14 protein-coding genes are annotated in these 14,718 nt (G+C 69.9%); 12 read left to right on the plus strand and 2 right to left on the minus strand.

The window, feature by feature from the left end:
* Window positions 1-117: 117 nt before the first annotated feature.
* Window positions 118-921 (plus strand): HAD-IIA family hydrolase, encoded by an 804-nt coding sequence (locus D458_RS0120860; RefSeq protein WP_017588681.1) that lies wholly within the window; start codon window positions 118-120, stop codon window positions 919-921.
* A 97-nt stretch (window positions 922-1,018) separates the two neighbouring features.
* Here D458_RS0120860 and D458_RS0120865 read toward each other — a convergent pair whose 3' ends face one another.
* Window positions 1,019-1,402: an RNA polymerase-binding protein RbpA gene (locus D458_RS0120865; RefSeq protein WP_017588682.1), complete on the minus strand. Its 384-nt coding sequence runs from the start codon at window positions 1,400-1,402 to the stop codon at window positions 1,019-1,021.
* 667 nt (window positions 1,403-2,069) lie between these two features.
* Between D458_RS0120865 and D458_RS0120870 the strand changes: the two genes are divergently transcribed.
* The 9 genes from D458_RS0120870 (at window position 2,070) to D458_RS0120910 (ending at window position 11,183) form a co-directional block, all read left to right on the plus strand.
* Complete coding sequence (locus tag D458_RS0120870; RefSeq protein ID WP_026119529.1) at window positions 2,070-3,422, plus strand: ATP-binding protein; 1,353 nt, start codon at window positions 2,070-2,072, stop codon at window positions 3,420-3,422.
* Window positions 3,422-3,826: a roadblock/LC7 domain-containing protein gene (locus D458_RS0120875; protein ID WP_017588684.1), complete on the plus strand. Its 405-nt coding sequence runs from the start codon at window positions 3,422-3,424 to the stop codon at window positions 3,824-3,826. The genes D458_RS0120870 and D458_RS0120875 overlap by 1 nt, the downstream gene beginning before the upstream one ends.
* A complete protein-coding gene (locus D458_RS0120880; RefSeq protein WP_017588685.1) occupies window positions 3,823-4,179 on the plus strand; it encodes a DUF742 domain-containing protein in 357 nt (118 codons plus the stop codon). Before D458_RS0120875 ends, D458_RS0120880 begins: the two co-directional genes overlap by 4 nt.
* Window positions 4,160-4,774: a GTP-binding protein gene (locus D458_RS0120885; protein WP_026119530.1), complete on the plus strand. Its 615-nt coding sequence runs from the start codon at window positions 4,160-4,162 to the stop codon at window positions 4,772-4,774. Before D458_RS0120880 ends, D458_RS0120885 begins: the two co-directional genes overlap by 20 nt.
* Window positions 4,771-5,988: a cytochrome P450 gene (locus tag D458_RS0120890; RefSeq protein ID WP_017588687.1), complete on the plus strand. Its 1,218-nt coding sequence runs from the start codon at window positions 4,771-4,773 to the stop codon at window positions 5,986-5,988. The genes D458_RS0120885 and D458_RS0120890 overlap by 4 nt, the downstream gene beginning before the upstream one ends.
* A 338-nt stretch (window positions 5,989-6,326) precedes the next feature.
* Complete coding sequence (locus tag D458_RS0120895) at window positions 6,327-7,571, plus strand: cytochrome P450 family protein (RefSeq protein ID WP_017588688.1); 1,245 nt, start codon at window positions 6,327-6,329, stop codon at window positions 7,569-7,571.
* Between the two features lie 36 nt (window positions 7,572-7,607).
* Window positions 7,608-8,822, plus strand: coding sequence for a cytochrome P450 (locus D458_RS0120900; RefSeq protein WP_017588689.1), 1,215 nt, complete (start codon window positions 7,608-7,610; stop codon window positions 8,820-8,822).
* Entirely contained in the window at window positions 8,822-10,075 is a 1,254-nt protein-coding gene (locus D458_RS0120905; RefSeq protein WP_017588690.1) for a cytochrome P450 family protein, read from the plus strand. Before D458_RS0120900 ends, D458_RS0120905 begins: the two co-directional genes overlap by 1 nt.
* A 169-nt stretch (window positions 10,076-10,244) precedes the next feature.
* Window positions 10,245-11,183: an SPOR domain-containing protein gene (locus D458_RS0120910; RefSeq protein WP_051049725.1), complete on the plus strand. Its 939-nt coding sequence runs from the start codon at window positions 10,245-10,247 to the stop codon at window positions 11,181-11,183.
* Window positions 11,184-11,224: 41 nt separating this feature from the next.
* Here D458_RS0120910 and D458_RS0120915 read toward each other — a convergent pair whose 3' ends face one another.
* Window positions 11,225-12,898 (minus strand): glycoside hydrolase family 13 protein, encoded by a 1,674-nt coding sequence (locus D458_RS0120915; RefSeq protein ID WP_017588691.1) that lies wholly within the window; start codon window positions 12,896-12,898, stop codon window positions 11,225-11,227.
* 379 nt (window positions 12,899-13,277) lie between these two features.
* On the opposite strand from D458_RS0120915, the gene D458_RS36445 reads away from it, so the two are divergent.
* Window positions 13,278-13,610, plus strand: a complete 333-nt coding sequence (locus D458_RS36445) for a hypothetical protein (RefSeq protein ID WP_152521184.1) — start codon at window positions 13,278-13,280, stop codon at window positions 13,608-13,610.
* A gap of 230 nt (window positions 13,611-13,840) precedes the next feature.
* Window positions 13,841-14,680: a S1 RNA-binding domain-containing protein gene (locus D458_RS0120920; RefSeq protein WP_017588692.1), complete on the plus strand. Its 840-nt coding sequence runs from the start codon at window positions 13,841-13,843 to the stop codon at window positions 14,678-14,680.
* The last annotated feature ends 38 nt before the right edge of the window (window positions 14,681-14,718 follow it).

The following is a 14,718-nucleotide window of genomic DNA, read 5'->3' on the forward strand; positions in this document are numbered from 1 at the left end:
GGAGGCTCCCGACGGCCCGGGCGGGGCCGGTACGAGGCCCGGTGTGAGCAGTGTCAACCCCGCAACACGCTTCTACCGACTGGTAGGAATGGCGCCGGTGTCCCGAATACCTGCACAATGGGGCATGTGAGCAACGAGTGGAACTACCTTTTCGACATGGACGGCGTGCTCGTACGCGAGGAGCACCTGATCCCCGGAGCGGACACGCTGATCGCGGAACTCCGCGAGCTGGGGACCCCGTTCATGGTGTTGACGAACAACTCCATCTACACCCCGCGCGATCTGCGCGCGCGGCTGCTCAACACGGGGTTGGACATCCCCGAGGAGTCCATCTGGACCTCCGCGCTGGCCACCGCCCAGTTCCTCCAGACCCAGCGCCCCGGCGGCTCGGCCTACGTGGTCGGTGAGTCGGGCCTGACCACCGCGCTGCACAACGTGGGCTACGTGATGACCGAGCGCGACCCCGACTACGTGGTCCTCGGGGAGACCCGCACCTACAGCTTCGAGGCCATCACCCGCGCGATCCGGCTCGTGCGCAACGGCGCCCGGTTCATCGCCACGAACCCCGACGAGACCGGGCCCAGCGCCGAGGGGCCGCTGCCCGCGACCGGTGCCGTCGCCGCGCTGATCGAGAAGGCCACCGGACGGCGCCCCTACTTCGTGGGCAAGCCCAACCCGCTCATGATGCGGTCGGCGCTGCGCCGGATCGGGGCGCACTCGGAGAACACCCTCATGGTCGGTGACCGCATGGACACCGACGTGCTCAGCGGGCTGGAGGCCGGTCTGCAGACCGTGCTGGTGCTGTCGGGGATCTCCGGCCGCGAGACCGCCGAGGAGTTCCCCTACCGGCCCACCCGGGTGATCGAGTCGGTCAAGGAGCTCGTGGGCAACACCCAGACCCCCTTCGGTGACGAGGACTGACCGGAGCGCCGACGACTGCCCGCGGCGCGCCCGGGCGGGGCTGACATGACGACGGGGGCGGTGGACATGGTCCACCGCCCCCGTATCCGTCGTCAGGTCAGGCGCTCTGCCGCTGCTTGGCGATCTCCTCGACCTTGGCCGCCTCTTCACGGCGGCGGGCGCGGAGCAGTTCCAGCCGCTCGGCGAGGACCTCTTCCAGGTCCTCCATGCTCCGGCGCTCCAGCAGCATGTCCCAGTGGGTACGTACCGGTTTGGTGTTCTTGGGCTCCTCGCCACTGCCGTCACGGCGCCGCGCACGGTCGCCGCAGAAGCGGCATTCCCATTCGGCGGGGATCTCGGCCTCGGTCGCGAAGGTGACCGAGAAGCGGTGACCCCGGGTGCAGTCGTAGGTGACTTCCTGCCGGGGAGCCAGGTCGGTGTTGCGGTCGTTCTCGTAGCTCGTCGCCCCGAGCCGTGTGCCGCGAAGTGCTCGCTCGGCCATCGTGTGGGTGCCTCCAGGCGCTTGTGCGGTCTCGCGGGGTGTAACGCGTCGGTCCACGTCAAGATTCCCCGCTGACCTGAGGTCGAACCACTCCGGCGGGCGCGGGACCCCGTCTGCGCCACGAGAACCTGCGTCACCGAGCCCTCCGGCGCGTGTGACCTGCACCACTCTAGGGGCTCGTTCCCGAAAGTCCCGACACCCACCCCGACACACCCCTCCCGCGCTTCCCGGCCACCCGCGGACGGGTCCGGGCGGGTTCGGACGAGAAGTGTCCCGAACCGGTGCCCTCCCGGACCCCGGACTTCGGTCGGAAGATTTCCGGGTCGCTGATTCCTTGTGTGTCCGCGCAGTTCAAGATATGTGGAGCGGGATTCGGACAAGGGTTTCGGTGGTTGTGCGGCCCGGTCGTCCGCAGGTAGCCGGGGCGCGGGATCCCCTGCCCTGTAGGAGCTGTGTTCGTCGCCCGGATAACAAATTCATCGTTCATTGTTCTGACATAGGCGACAGATGAACAAGATGGTATGTTGACTCGCTGTGTGCAGAAAAAGGCTGGTCGAGACAATTTGACCGCCTATTCAACGCACCTTCGCACGTGGATTGCCGGTGCTTGTTCGGCGTGCCCTTCGGCGTGTGCAAGGAGTGACGACGCGGCCGGACGTGGAGCACCATGACTGACGAATCCCCCCGATCCCCCGGAGTGCTGCCGCCGGGGTCCACCACCTCACGATGGCTCCTCCTCCTGGTCCCGGTCCTGCCGGCCTGGGGCTGGGCGGTCTGGGCCACCTACCCCGACGGGCTGCTGCCGGTCCTGGTCGCCGGAGGGGTCGTCCTCCTGCTGGTCCTGGCCACGGCCCTCCTCCTGGGACACCGGGACCGCCGGATCGCCGAACTCCGCGCCCAGGTCGAGGCGGCGCGCGCCGAGACCGCGGCCCTGGCCGAGGAACACCTTCCCGCCCTGGTCGCGCAGTTGCGCTCCGGCGATTCCGCCGACACCGTCCTGCACCGGATGCCCGCCGTGGACGATCCGGCGAGCGCGGCGGTCCTGAAGGTCGTCGCCGAGGAGATCTCCGCCGCCGAACGCCGCCGCTCCGCCGCCATGGCCGCCTGCGCCACCGCCGCGGGCCGGGTCCAGGCACTGACCACCACCATGCTCGCGGACCTGCGCCAGATGCAGGAGCGCCACGGTGACGGCAGCGCCGGTTCCGACGTCCTCGGCGACCTCATGCAGCTGGACCACACCACCGCCCAGACCGGTCGGGTCGCCGACAGCATCGCGATCCTCACCGGCGCGCGTTCGGGCCGCCGGTGGGGCCGCGCCATCCCCATGGAGAGCATCCTGCGCGGCGCGATGAGCCGGATCGGCGCCTACCAGCGGGTGCGCACCCACAGCTTCTCCCACCTGGCGGTCGCCGGGTTCGCGGCCGAGGGGGTCATCCACGCGCTTGCCGAGATCCTCGACAACGCCGCCAAGTTCTCCCCGCCCACCGCCGAGGTGCACGTCCACGTGGAGGAGGTCCAGGCCGGGATCGCCGTCATGGTCGAGGACGGCGGCCTGGTCATGGGCGAGGAGGCCCTGCGCCGGGCCCGCCACGCGGTTCGGAGCGGGCTCGACATCACCACCATCTCCGGCACGCGCCTGGGCCTGTCTGTCGTCGGCCAGATCGCCCACCGCTACGGTCTCGAAGTCTCCTTCCGCTCCTCCTCCAGGGGCGGCACGGCTGTGGTCCTGCTCCTGCCCCAGCGCATCATCAAACCGCAGTCCGCCCCCACCGCACCCCGGCCGATCACCGTCGCGGAGACCCCCACCCGCGAGTCGGAGGCCCCTCCCGCCGACTCCGCGCCCGCACCCAGGGCGGAGAACGGCCTGCCCATGCGGCGCCGAGGACAGGCGCTCGCCGCGGCGGAGCGGACCCGGCCCGTCCCCAAGGACACCGGTCCCCCCACCTCGGCGAAGGGGTTCGGCGCGTTCCGCTCCGCGGTACGCGGCCAGGGGCCGACCGACTCACCGAAGGAAGCATGATGGACCTCAAGACGCTGACCTGGTTGCTCGAAGGCCTCCTGGAACGCACGCCGGGCACACGGCACGCGCTCGTACTCTCCCGCGACGGGCTCAAGCTGTGCCACAGCCCGGGCCTCGGGACCGACAGCGCCGACCACCTCGCCGCCATCGCGGCCGGGGTGCAGAGCCTGGCGCACAGCGCCTCGGTGGAGTTCGGGGACGGCCGGGGCGGCGTCCGCCAGGCGATGGCCGAGTTCTACGGCGGTCTGCTGTTCATCGTCGAGGCCGGCCACGGCACCCACCTCGCGGTCATCACCGACAGCGAGGCCGAACCGGGCCTGGTCGGCCACAACATGAACGAACTGGTCGAGCAGATGGGCGAGTACCTGACCACGCCGCCCCGAGCCGGGGCCGAGACGGCATGAGCCCGCACCGCGGGGAGAGCCCTGACCGGCTCTACGTCATCACCTCGGGCCGCAGCAGCGGAGCCGACGACTCCCTGGACGCCGTGACGCTCATCGTCTCCGAGAGCGCCCCCGCGCCCGGGATGCAGTCCGAGCACGCCGACATCCTGCGCCTGTGCGTGAGCCCCATGGCGGTGGTGGAGGTCGCCGCCCACCTGCGTCTGCCCGTGACGGTCGTGCGCATCCTGCTCACCGACCTCATCGACACCGGTCAGGTGACCGCACGCCACCCGGCCCCCGCGCCCTCCCCGGCGCACCCGCTCGCCTCCCCGGACGTGTTGGAGAAGGTGCTCGTTGCACTCCACAACCTCTGAACCCGCGCATGTGAACGAACCGGTCGCCCCACTCGCGGCCGGTACGGAACAGGCCCTCAAGATCGCCGTCGTCGGCGGTTTCGGGGTCGGCAAGACCACCATGGTCCGCTCGGTCAGCGAGATCCGTCCGCTCACCACCGAGGAGACGATGTCCCAGGCGGGAGCCGGGGTCGACGACAACAACGGAGTCGAGGGCAAACGCACCACCACCGTCGCCTTCGACTTCGGCCGCATCACCCTGGACGAGACCTCGGTCCTCTACCTGTTCGGCGCGCCCGGGCAGGAGCGCTTCTGGTTCCTGTGGGACCGGCTGTTCACCGGTGCCCTGGGCGCCGTGGTCCTCGTCGACACCCGCCGGCTCCAGGACTGCTTCTACGCCATCGACCGCCTGGAGGCCCAGGGAACCCCCTTCGTGGTGGCGCACAACGACTTCGGCGAGACCGAGCACTCCCTGGAGGACGTGCGCGCGGCCCTGGACCTGGATCCGGACATTCCGCTGATCCGGTGTGACGCCCGCGAACGCGCGTCCGCCAAGAAGGTCCTCATCGAGCTCGTGCACCACGTCCGGTTCCTGATCACGAAAGGCGCCCGATGAGCGGTTGCCCGGTCCAGCTGTACGGTCCCGAGTTCCAGATCGACCCGGGGAGCCTCTACGAGAAGATGCGTGCCGAACACGGCCCGGTCGTGCCGGTCACCATGGAGGGCGGCGTACCCGCCTGGCTGGTGGTCGGATACCGGGAGCTGCACCACGTCCTCAACAGCCCCGGGGTGTTCGCCCGCAGTTCCCGCCACTGGAACGCCTGGGACCTGGTCCCCGAGAACTGGCCGATGCTGCCGATGGTCATGAGGCGGCCCACGGTGCTCTACTCGGAGGGCGAGGAGCACCGCCGCCGAGCCGGCGCGGTGAGCGACGCCCTGGCCGGGACCGACCTCCACGAACTGCGCGCGACCGCCGCGCGTATGGCGGACCAGCTCATCGACTCCTTCTGTGCCACCGCGGGCACGGACCTGCGCACCTCCTACACCGCGCGGCTCCCCGCCCTCGTCCTCAGCTGGATGTACGGGCTGGACGACGTGCGCGGCGACCACCTCGCCGAGGTCATGACCACGATGATCGACGGCGGCCCCGACGCGATGGTGGCCCAGCGCTCCCTGATGGCCGCCATGGGCGAGCTCGTCGCCGAACGCCGTGCCAGGCCCGGGCCCGACGTGGTCTCCCGCCTGCTCGCCCACCCCGCCGGGTACTCCGACGAGGAAGCGGTGCCCGAGCTGATCGTGGTGTTGGGCGGGGGGAACCAGCCGACCGCCGAGTGGCTGGGCAACGCGCTCCGGCTCATGTTCACCGACGAGCGGTTCGGCGCCTCCATCGCCGGGGCCCGCAACAGCGTGCAGGAGGCCCTCAACGAGGTCCTGTGGGAGGACACCCCCACGCAGATCCACGCGGGACGGTACGCCCTGCACGACGTGGAGCTGGCCGGACAGACCATCCGCCGGGGAGACCTGGTGCTCCTGGGGATCTCCGGCGCGAACCGGGACCCGAGCGTGCGCTCCAGCGGCGCCAAAATCGGCGACCTCGGCAGCCAGGCCCACCTGTCCTTCTCGCACGGCCCCCACCAGTGCCCCTACCCGGCTCGGGAGATCGCCGAGATCATCGCCGTCACCGGGGTCGAGGTTCTCGTCGACCGCCTCCCCGACATCGAGCTGGCCATTCCCGAGGACGAGCTCAGGTGGCGGCCCTCCCCGTGGGTGCGGGGGGTCGCGTCCCTCCCGGTCACCTTCACCCCTACCACCCCCCAGGGAGCCCGCTGATGTCCCGCCCCCTACGCCACGGTCTTTTCCCGAACTCCCGCAGCCGGGTCACCGGCCCCGACCGGCACTCCGCGGTCCCGCGCCCGTAGACACCCGCCCCTGCCGGAAGCGGGCCTCGTCCTGCCGACGCCCTCCGAGCGCTTCCGGGGTCGAAGGACGGCGGTCGCCGGCGGGGAACCGGAGCGCGGCCCCTCGATCCCGGCCGACAGCCCCGAGGAGTGCCCGGCCCCGCCGGGCCCGTAGGAACCGGCCGGTCCACGCCACCCCACGACAAGCCCTGCCCCGCACCACGGGCGGGCGCACCCCCTTCCCCATCCGCACCCCCGAGGAGATACCCGATGTCCTGTCCCGTTCAGCACGGCTCCGGCGGAACCGTCACCCTCGACCCCTACGTCAAGGACCTGCGCGCCGAGCGCGAGATCCTCTACGCCGCCGGCCCGATCACCCGCGTCGAGCTGCCCGGCGGGGTGACCGCCTGGGCCGCCACCCGCCACGAGGTCGCCCGCGCCACCCTCACCGATCCCCGCCTGGTCAAGGACGTCGCGTACTGGGACGACCTCCAGCAGGGGCGCATCCCCGAGGCCTGGCCCCTGATGAGCACGATCCCGCCCGCCCCCACCAACCTCCTGGGCGCTGACGGGGCCGAGCACAAGCGTCTGCGCCTGCTCACCGCCAAGGCGTTCTCGGCCCGCACCGTGGAGCGCCTGCGTCCGCGCATCCACGAGCTCACCAACGACCTCCTGGACGCCCTCGAGCCCCGGGCGCACGAGCCGCTGGACCTCAAGGGCGAGTTCGCCTTCAAGCTCCCGATGAGCGTGATCGGCGAGCTCTACGGTGTGGACTCCGCGGAGCACGGCCACCTGCGCGACATGTACGTGAAGTTCTTCAGCTCGGTCACCAGTCCCGAGGAGTTCATGGAGACCTACGCGACCATGGAGCGCTACTACGAGGACCTGATCGCGGAGAAGCTCGCCAACCCGGGTGACGACCTGACCACCGAGCTCCTCAACGCCGGGGAGAACGGCGACGCCCTCACCCACCTGGAGGTGCGCGGCACCCTCCAGGTCGTCGTGGCGGCCGGCCACGAGACCACCGTCAACCTGCTGTGCAACGCGGTACGCGCCCTCCTGGCCCACCCCGAGCAGTTCGACCTGGTCAAGCAGGGCAAGGTCGGCTGGGACACCGTGGTCGAGGAGACCCTGCGCTTCGACCCGCCCACCTCCAACATGGTCTTCCGCTTCGCCACCGAGGACATCGAGATCGGAGGGGAGACCATCAGGAAGGGCGAGGCGCTGATGACCTCCTACGGCGCGATCAGCCGCGACCGCGACGAGCACGGGGAGGACCCCCACCCGGACACCTTCGACCTGACCCGTCAGAAGGGCCGCCACATCTCCTTCGGTTACGGACCGCACGTGTGCCCGGGCTCCCACCTGGCCCGGATCGAGGGCCAGATCGCCCTGCCCCTGCTGTTCGAGCGCTTCCCCGACCTGAAGCTCGCGGTCCCCGACGGTGAACTGGAGAACCACCCCTCCATCGTGGTCAACAGCCTCAAGGAACTGCCGGTCCTCCTGCGCCCGTAGTACCCGCCCCGACCCCAGGCAACGGAGAGGACGCCGATGACCAGCGAACCCGTGCGGCTGTACGAACCGGGCTTCCACACCGATCCGACGGACTCCTACCGGAGGATGCGTGCCGAACACGGCCCGGTCGTGCCCGTGCTCATGGAGGGCGACGTCCCGGCGTGGCTGGTCATCGGCTACCTCGAGCTCCACCACGTACTCGTGACCTCCTCGGTGTTCGCACGCGACCCGCGCCGGTGGAACGCCTGGGACCGCGTTCCCGAGAACTGGTCGATGCTGCCGGTCGTCATGCCGCTGCCGAACATGCTCTCCGCCGAGGGCGAGGACCACCGGCGCCGGGCCCAGGCGGTCAACGCCGCGCTGAGCGGGGGAGACCCCCACGAGCTCCGCGCGGTCACCGTGCGCCTGGCCGACCGGCTCGTCGACGGTTTCTGCACCTCTGCGGGGGCGGAACTGCGCGGCCAGTACGCCGCCCGGATCCCCGCTCTGGTCCTGTGCTGGATGTTCGGGCTGGACGAAGAACGCGGTGAGGAGCTCACCGCCATCATGTCGACGGTCTTCGACGCCGGTCCCGACGTCATGAAGGCCTACACGGACCTGGCCGCCCGGGTCGGGGAGCTGGTGGCCCTGCGCCGGGCGCGGCCCGGGCCCGACGTGGTCTCCCGGCTGATCTCCGATCCCCGCGGCTACACCGACGAGGAACTGGTCCCCGAACTCCTCGCGGTGCTGGGCGGCGGCCACCAGACCACCACCGAGTGGATCGGGAACGCACTGCGGCTGATGCTCACCGACAGCCGCTTCTCCGCGTCCCTGTCCGGCGCCCGGAGCAGCGTGCGGGAGGCGCTCAACGAGGTCCTGTGGGAGGACTCGCCCTCCCAGATGCAGGCGGGCCGGTACGCCGCCCACGACGTCGAACTCGGCGGTCAGCGCATCCGCAAGGGCGACATGGTCCTCCTCGGTTACGCGGCGGCCAACAAGGACCCGCAACTGCACGCGTCCCAGGCCGGGCGCGAACGAGCCAACCACGCCCACCTGTCGTTCTCCCACGGCGAGCACGGCTGCCCCTACGCCGCGCGCGAGCTCGCCGAGAACATCGCCGTCACCGCGATCGAGGTCCTTCTCGACCGTCTCCCCGACATCGAGCTGGCGGTCGCCCCCGAAGAACTCCGCTGGCGCCCGTCCCCCTGGGTGCGCGGAGTCGCCTCCCTTCCCGTCACCTTCACCCCCGCACTCCCCCAAGGAGCCCCCTGATGCCCTGCCCCGTGCAGCACAACGCCGACGGCGTCCCCTACCTCCACGCCGTCCCCGAGGACGTACAGGCCGACCGCGAGCGCCTCTACCAGGAGGGGCCGCTCACTCGCGTCGAGCTTCCCGGCGGTGTGATGGCCTGGGCCACCACCCACCACGACATCACCCGCGAGACCGTCAACGACCCCCGACTCGTCAAGAGCGTCGAGCACTGGGCCGACTTCCAGAACGGCGTGGTCACCAAGGAGTGGCCGCTCATGGCGACCATCCCGACCGACGGCACCAACATGCTCGCCCTGGACGGCGAGGCCCACCGCCGGCTGCGCACGCTCACGGCCAGCCCCTTCTCCGCCCGCCGGGTGGAGCGGCTGCGCCCGCGGATCGAGCGGCTGACCACCAAGTACCTGGACCAGCTGGAGGAGAGGGCCCACGAGGTCCAGGACCTGAAGTCCGCGTTCACCTTCAAGGTGCCCATGGGCGTCATCGGCGAGCTCTACGGGATCGAGGAGCACGAGTACGTCAACCTCGGCGAGATGTACTCCAAGCTCTTCTCCGGCACCACCGAGCCGGGCGAGCACCTCGAGATCTACGGAAACCTCTTCCAGTTCTTCACGGACGTGATCGCCCGCAAGAAGGCCCACCTGGACGAGTGCGACGACTTCACGGCCGACCTCATCCGCACCGGCCTGGAGAGCGAGGACGGCCTCAACGACATGGAGGTCGTCGTCACGCTGCTGACGGTGGTGGCCGCCGGGCACGAGACCACGGTCAACCTCCTCACGAACGCCGTCCGCGCCCTGCTGAACCACCCCGAGGAGCACGCCAGGCTCCGCAAGGGCGAGATCACCTGGGAGCAGGTGGTCGAGGAGACGCTGCGCTTCGACCCGCCCAACAACGTCATGATGTTCCGCTTCGCCACCGAGGACGTCGAGTACGCGGGGCAGACCATCAAGAAGGGCGAGGCCCTGGTGTCGCACTACGGCGCCGCCACCCGCGACCGCGCCGAGTTCGGTGAGGACGTGCACGTGTTCGACCCGAGCCGGACCCGGGGCCGCCACATCAGCTTCGGCTACGGTCCGCACATCTGCCCGGGCGCGCCGCTCTCGCGCCTGGAGTCGAACATCATCCTGCCGATGCTGTTCGACCGCTTCCCGGACCTGAAGCCGGCCGTCCCGGACGAGGACCTGGAGGTCGTGGCGGCGCTGTCGACCAACAGCCTCAAGGAGTTCCCGGTCGTCCTGCGCCCCCAGGACTAGGCCCTGCGCGGGGCCGTGCCCCACAGGGGGAGCGGCCCCGCGCCGTATGCGGGTCACGGGGGGACAGAGGGACTCCAGGAAATCCCCAAAATATGGAGAAAACGGACTAGGCGCCACATTCATCCCTAAAATCGGCAGTCCGAGTGTCGTTCCGAGGGAGCGTCAGGACATGCCGAAACCGGCTGTGATCGCCGCCGTCGCCCTGCTGTTCCTCGCGACCGGATGCGGCCTGCCCGCGGTGCGCGAGACCGTGCCGGGCGCCGACGAACAGCGGACCACGGAACCGGCCGACCAGGAGCCCCCCGTCCCCGGGGCGGAGGAGCCGGTCAGCAGCCCTGAACCCACTGCCGGGACCGGGACCGCCGAACCCGAGCCGGGGGAGACCGAGGACCCGCGGGAACCCGAGGCGACGGGCGGGACCGGGGAACCGGAAACCGAGGGGGAGTCCGAGGAGGAGGTTCCGGACGAGGCGGCCGAGTACATGGCCGCCCTCGCCGCCGGTGACGACCCCGAGCGGATGCGCGAAGGGCTCAGCCTGGCTGCGGAGGACTCCACCGCCCACACCTACCTGCGCCACTTCGTCCAGGTGTTCAGTGCCTGGGACGCCGCCGGGGACACGTACCGGAGCTCGACCCTGACTCCTGTCGACGGCGGCTTCGAACTCTGCCGACCGGAGCCCGAAGCCCCGACGTGCACCGAGTTCACCCGTTTCACCACGGAGGACGGGCTGATCACGGGGTTCCTGGTCGACGGCGCGGACCCCGGCAAACGGCTGGTCTCCGGCCACGGAGTCGCCGCCAGCTCGGAGGGCGTGGACGTCCACCTGCTGACCGCCTACCAGAGCGTCACCGACGACGTCCTGGTCGTCACCGCCGAGTTCACCACGGTCGACAACGTCGACCTCGACCTGTTCGGCGCCGCCTACACGGCCCCGGACGGCCGCGAGTACCGCGCCGAGGAGGCGGTGGGGGAGTACGACCTGGACGCGGGGGCCACCACCCAGACCGCCCTGTTCTTCCCCGACGCGGAGGTCGGCGGGGACCTGGCCGTCACCGGCTGCCTCGACGAGTGCTTCGCCGTGATCGACCTGGAGTTCCCCGTGAAGTGAGCAGCGGCCGGGTGGCAGCCGTGTGTTGCGGGGGACGGGCGCTAAGTCTGCAGCCACGCCGTCGTGGCGCCGGGAAGGCGCCCGCCCTCCAGAGGGCGGCTCGTGAGGACGACCTCTCCCTCCGGAAGGTCGACGGCCGAGTCACCGAAGTTGGTCACGCACAGCCATCCGTTGGGACGGCGGAACGCCAGGACCTGTTCGTGTCCGGTCTCCACCCACTCCAGTGACTCCCCGGCCCGGAGCCGGCGCCGGTGCGCCAGGGCCCGCCGGTACAGGTTCAGTGTGGAACCCGGGTCCTCCTCCTGGACCGCCACGGAGTGATCCGCGAACCACGACGGCTGGGGGAGGTGGGCCTCCCCGGGACCGAACCCGTAGGAAGGGCCCTCAGCGGACCAGGGGAGCGGCACCCGGCAGCCGTCCCGGCCCACCGTCGCCTCGCGGTCGCGGAAGAAGGCGGGGTCCTGGCGCGCTCCGTCGGGGATGTCGGCCACCTCGTGCAGCCCCAGCTCCTCGCCCTGGTACAGGTAGGCGCTACCGGGAAGGGCGAGTGTGAACAGCGTGGCGGCACGCGCCCGGCGCAACCCGGCCCCGGTGTCCAGTGCCGGTTCGCGGCCGCCGTTCAACAGCCACCGGACCCCGGCCCTGCCCTCGTTCCCGGCCGCGGGCGGGAGCCCGTAACGGGTGGCGTGGCGCACGACGTCGTGGTTGGACAGGACCCAGGTGGACGAGGACCCGACCCGCCGGACCGATGCGAGGTTGAAGGTGACGATCTCCCTGAACCGCCCGGCGTCGAAGTCCGCCTCCAGCAGGTCGAAGTTGAACGCCTGCCCCAACCCGCGCGGGCTGGCGTAGCGCGCTCGCCGCTCCGGTGCCACCCACGCCTCGGCGATACCGAAACGCGGCGGATCGTACTCGTCGAAGACCTCGCGCCAGGCCTCGTAGACCTCGTGCACCTCGTCCCGGTCCAGGACGGGATGGCTCCCGTCCTGGGGCATCGCGTCCAGTTCGGCCTGGCTGGGCAGCTTCTCCGGAAGGTCCTTGACGAGTCCGTTCGCGACGTCGACCCGGAAGCCGTGCACCCCGCGGTCCGACCAGAACCGAAGGGTCCGCAGGAAGTCCTCGCGCACCTGCGGGTGGTCCCAGTTCAGGTCCGGTTGCTCCCGGGTGAAGGTGTGCAGGTACCACTGGCCGTCGGGGACCCGGGTCCAGGCGGGGCCGCCGAAGGCCGACCTCCAGTCCGCGGGCGGCAGCGAACCGTCGGGCCCGGTTCCGTCGCGGAAGATGTAGCGGTCCCGGGCGGGCGAGTGCGGCGGCGCGGTCAGGGCCTCCCGGAACCACTCGTGCCGGTCGGAGGTGTGGTTGGGCACGATGTCGACGATGAGCTTGATCCCGGCGGCCGCGAGCGCCGCCGCCATGGCGTCGAAGTCGGCCAGGGTGCCGATCCTGGGATCCACGTCGCGGTAGTCGTCGACGTCGTACCCGCCGTCGGCCAGCGCGGAGGGGTAGAACGGGCTCAGCCACACGGCGTCCACGCCCAGCTCCCGCAGGTACGGCACCCGGGAGGTGACCCCCTGCAGGTCACCGATCCCGTTGCCGTCCGCGTCGGCGAAGGAGCGCGGGTAGATCTGGTAGACGACGGCCTGGCGCCACCAGTCGGGGTCGACGGCGAACTCCGCGGGCAGGCCGCTCTCAGCGGTGGTGGAACGAACGGTCAAGGGGGTTCCCTTCGAGTGGTTGCTCGATAGGAGAGTGTTCCGTTCCGGGTGCCGTCAAACCCCCGAATCGTCGGCGTCGTCCCGTCCCCGCGGGCCCGGCGGCGTCGCCTTTCCCATCCAGCACGGTGAAGACCACCTTGAGCAGCGGCGCGGTGGTGACGATGCCGCTTCGGGTGAGGAGTCCGAGGGTGTTCTGGGGCCGGTTGCGGTCGGGGACGTGATCATGGCGACCGGTGTTCGCCCGGTCTGGATTTCGGGCCCGGGGTCGTGGGTGGACGTGGTCGATCCGGCCCCGGGCAGGTGGTAGACGTGGAGTATTTCTCCGGATCGTCGAGTCGGGTACGACCGTCGATCACCGATTCCTTGATGGGAGAACGCGGTGGGTGTTGTCAATGGGGATTGGGGTGGAATGAGTGGGCTCATATCGGGAGATCTGTTTGCCCGGGCAGTGGACCTCCATGATGAAGGGGCGCGTGAGTTCGCCTTCCCCTCGACCGTGGCGCGTGAGGTTTTTGACTCCCTCATTTCCGCGAAATGTTCGATTCTGGGTGGTGATCTTTGGAAGAGGGTCGATGGAGGTTTTGTGGTTGGGCAGGAGGCTTGGTACGACGGAGGATATGGGTATGTCAGGCAGAGGTGGGAAAGTTTTTACGATCTCTTCTCCGGTGAGGAAAGTTACTTTTCCTTCGTGTTCAGAGGTCCGTTGAGGTGACCTTGGCCTGGTTCCTCGGCGAGCTTTTCTCAGCGAGTTCTATTTCCATACGTTCTTGAGGGTGATCACGGTCCGGCCTCGATTCTTCAACGCAGGGGTTTCCTTATTCCCCGCCCCGGCCGCACCCTGGTTGCCCACACGTACGTCGCTCTCGGCTCCCATCGCCACGGCTACCGCGCGAAACACGTCGGCAGGCTCCTTCGTGGCTTTTTCTGGCAGGCTGGAGGGTCATGCACAAAGCATCGGATACTCAGGCCGCTCAAGCTTTCCTGGCGACGGTTCACCTCGGCGAGCACCGCAGCGGGACCGTCACTGAAGTGACCCGCGACGGCGCCGTGGCAGTGGCCCTGGACGGGTCCGCTGGACGCCCGCTGGGCGTGATCGGGCCTTTGGACCTCTCCTGGAGCCGGTTCGCGGCCATGGCCAGGAGCATGGAGGTCGGGCAACGCGTCACAGCTGAGGTGACCGCCGTCGATCTGGAGGCGGGCCGGGTTCGGCTGTCAACGGCTGCGACGGAGAACCCGCGACTGTGGGCGTTCCTCAAAGGGCTTCGCCGCGGTGAGGTCCTGTCCGGCGTGATCGTGTCGATCGAGTCGTTCGGCCTGTTCGTGGCGTTGGACGAAGGGCCCGGCCACCCCGTCTTCCCCGGTGTCGGGTTCATCTCGTACGCCGAGTTGTCCTGGCGCCGCTTCGACGCGGTCTCCGACATCGTTCGGGTCGGCCGGCGTGTCTCGTGCGAGTTCCTCGCTTTCGACACTTCGAACGGAGAGGCCCGGTTGTCGCTGAAAGCGACGCAGCCTGACCCGTTCCAGGTGTTCGCTGACAGTGCGCGGGAGGGGCGGGTACTGTGCGGGCGCGTCACCAAGCTCGTGCCGTTCGGTGTCTTCGTCGAGGTGGCCGACGGTGTTGAGGGTTTGGTCCATCTGCGAGAGCTGTCGGAAGTGCCGGTGGAGACTCCGGAGGAGGTGGTCCGGGTCGGTGAGGAACTCTCGGTGGTCGTGATCGAAGTTGATCGAGAACGACGCAGGTTGACGCTGGCCCGGCGCCAGGTTCGGCCTGACCCCCGTTGACCTCTGGGTTCTGTGGGGCGGTGGAGGTTCTGGAACCC

The sequence above is a fragment of the Nocardiopsis ganjiahuensis DSM 45031 genome (assembly GCF_000341085.1).
In the GTDB taxonomy this organism is placed as follows: Bacteria; Actinomycetota; Actinomycetes; order Streptosporangiales; family Streptosporangiaceae; genus Nocardiopsis; species Nocardiopsis ganjiahuensis.

Bases quoted from the DNA above. Each gene is read 5' to 3' on its own strand.
- D458_RS0120910 (WP_051049725.1), top strand. From the start codon at position 10,245: ATGCCGAAACCGGCTGTGATCGCCGCCGTCGCCCTGCTGTTCCTCGCG.
- D458_RS0120875 (WP_017588684.1), top strand. From the start codon at position 3,422: ATGGACCTCAAGACGCTGACCTGGTTGCTCGAAGGCCTCCTGGAACGC.
- D458_RS0120920 (WP_017588692.1), top strand. From the start codon at position 13,841: ATGCACAAAGCATCGGATACTCAGGCCGCTCAAGCTTTCCTGGCGACG.
- D458_RS0120900 (WP_017588689.1), top strand. From the start codon at position 7,608: ATGACCAGCGAACCCGTGCGGCTGTACGAACCGGGCTTCCACACCGAT.
- D458_RS0120870 (WP_026119529.1), top strand. From the start codon at position 2,070: ATGACTGACGAATCCCCCCGATCCCCCGGAGTGCTGCCGCCGGGGTCC.
- D458_RS0120895 (WP_017588688.1), top strand. From the start codon at position 6,327: ATGTCCTGTCCCGTTCAGCACGGCTCCGGCGGAACCGTCACCCTCGAC.
- D458_RS0120905 (WP_017588690.1), top strand. From the start codon at position 8,822: ATGCCCTGCCCCGTGCAGCACAACGCCGACGGCGTCCCCTACCTCCAC.
- D458_RS0120880 (WP_017588685.1), top strand. From the start codon at position 3,823: ATGAGCCCGCACCGCGGGGAGAGCCCTGACCGGCTCTACGTCATCACC.
- D458_RS0120890 (WP_017588687.1), top strand. From the start codon at position 4,771: ATGAGCGGTTGCCCGGTCCAGCTGTACGGTCCCGAGTTCCAGATCGAC.
- D458_RS0120865 (WP_017588682.1), bottom strand. From the start codon at position 1,402: ATGGCCGAGCGAGCACTTCGCGGCACACGGCTCGGGGCGACGAGCTAC.
- D458_RS0120860 (WP_017588681.1), top strand. From the start codon at position 118: ATGGGGCATGTGAGCAACGAGTGGAACTACCTTTTCGACATGGACGGC.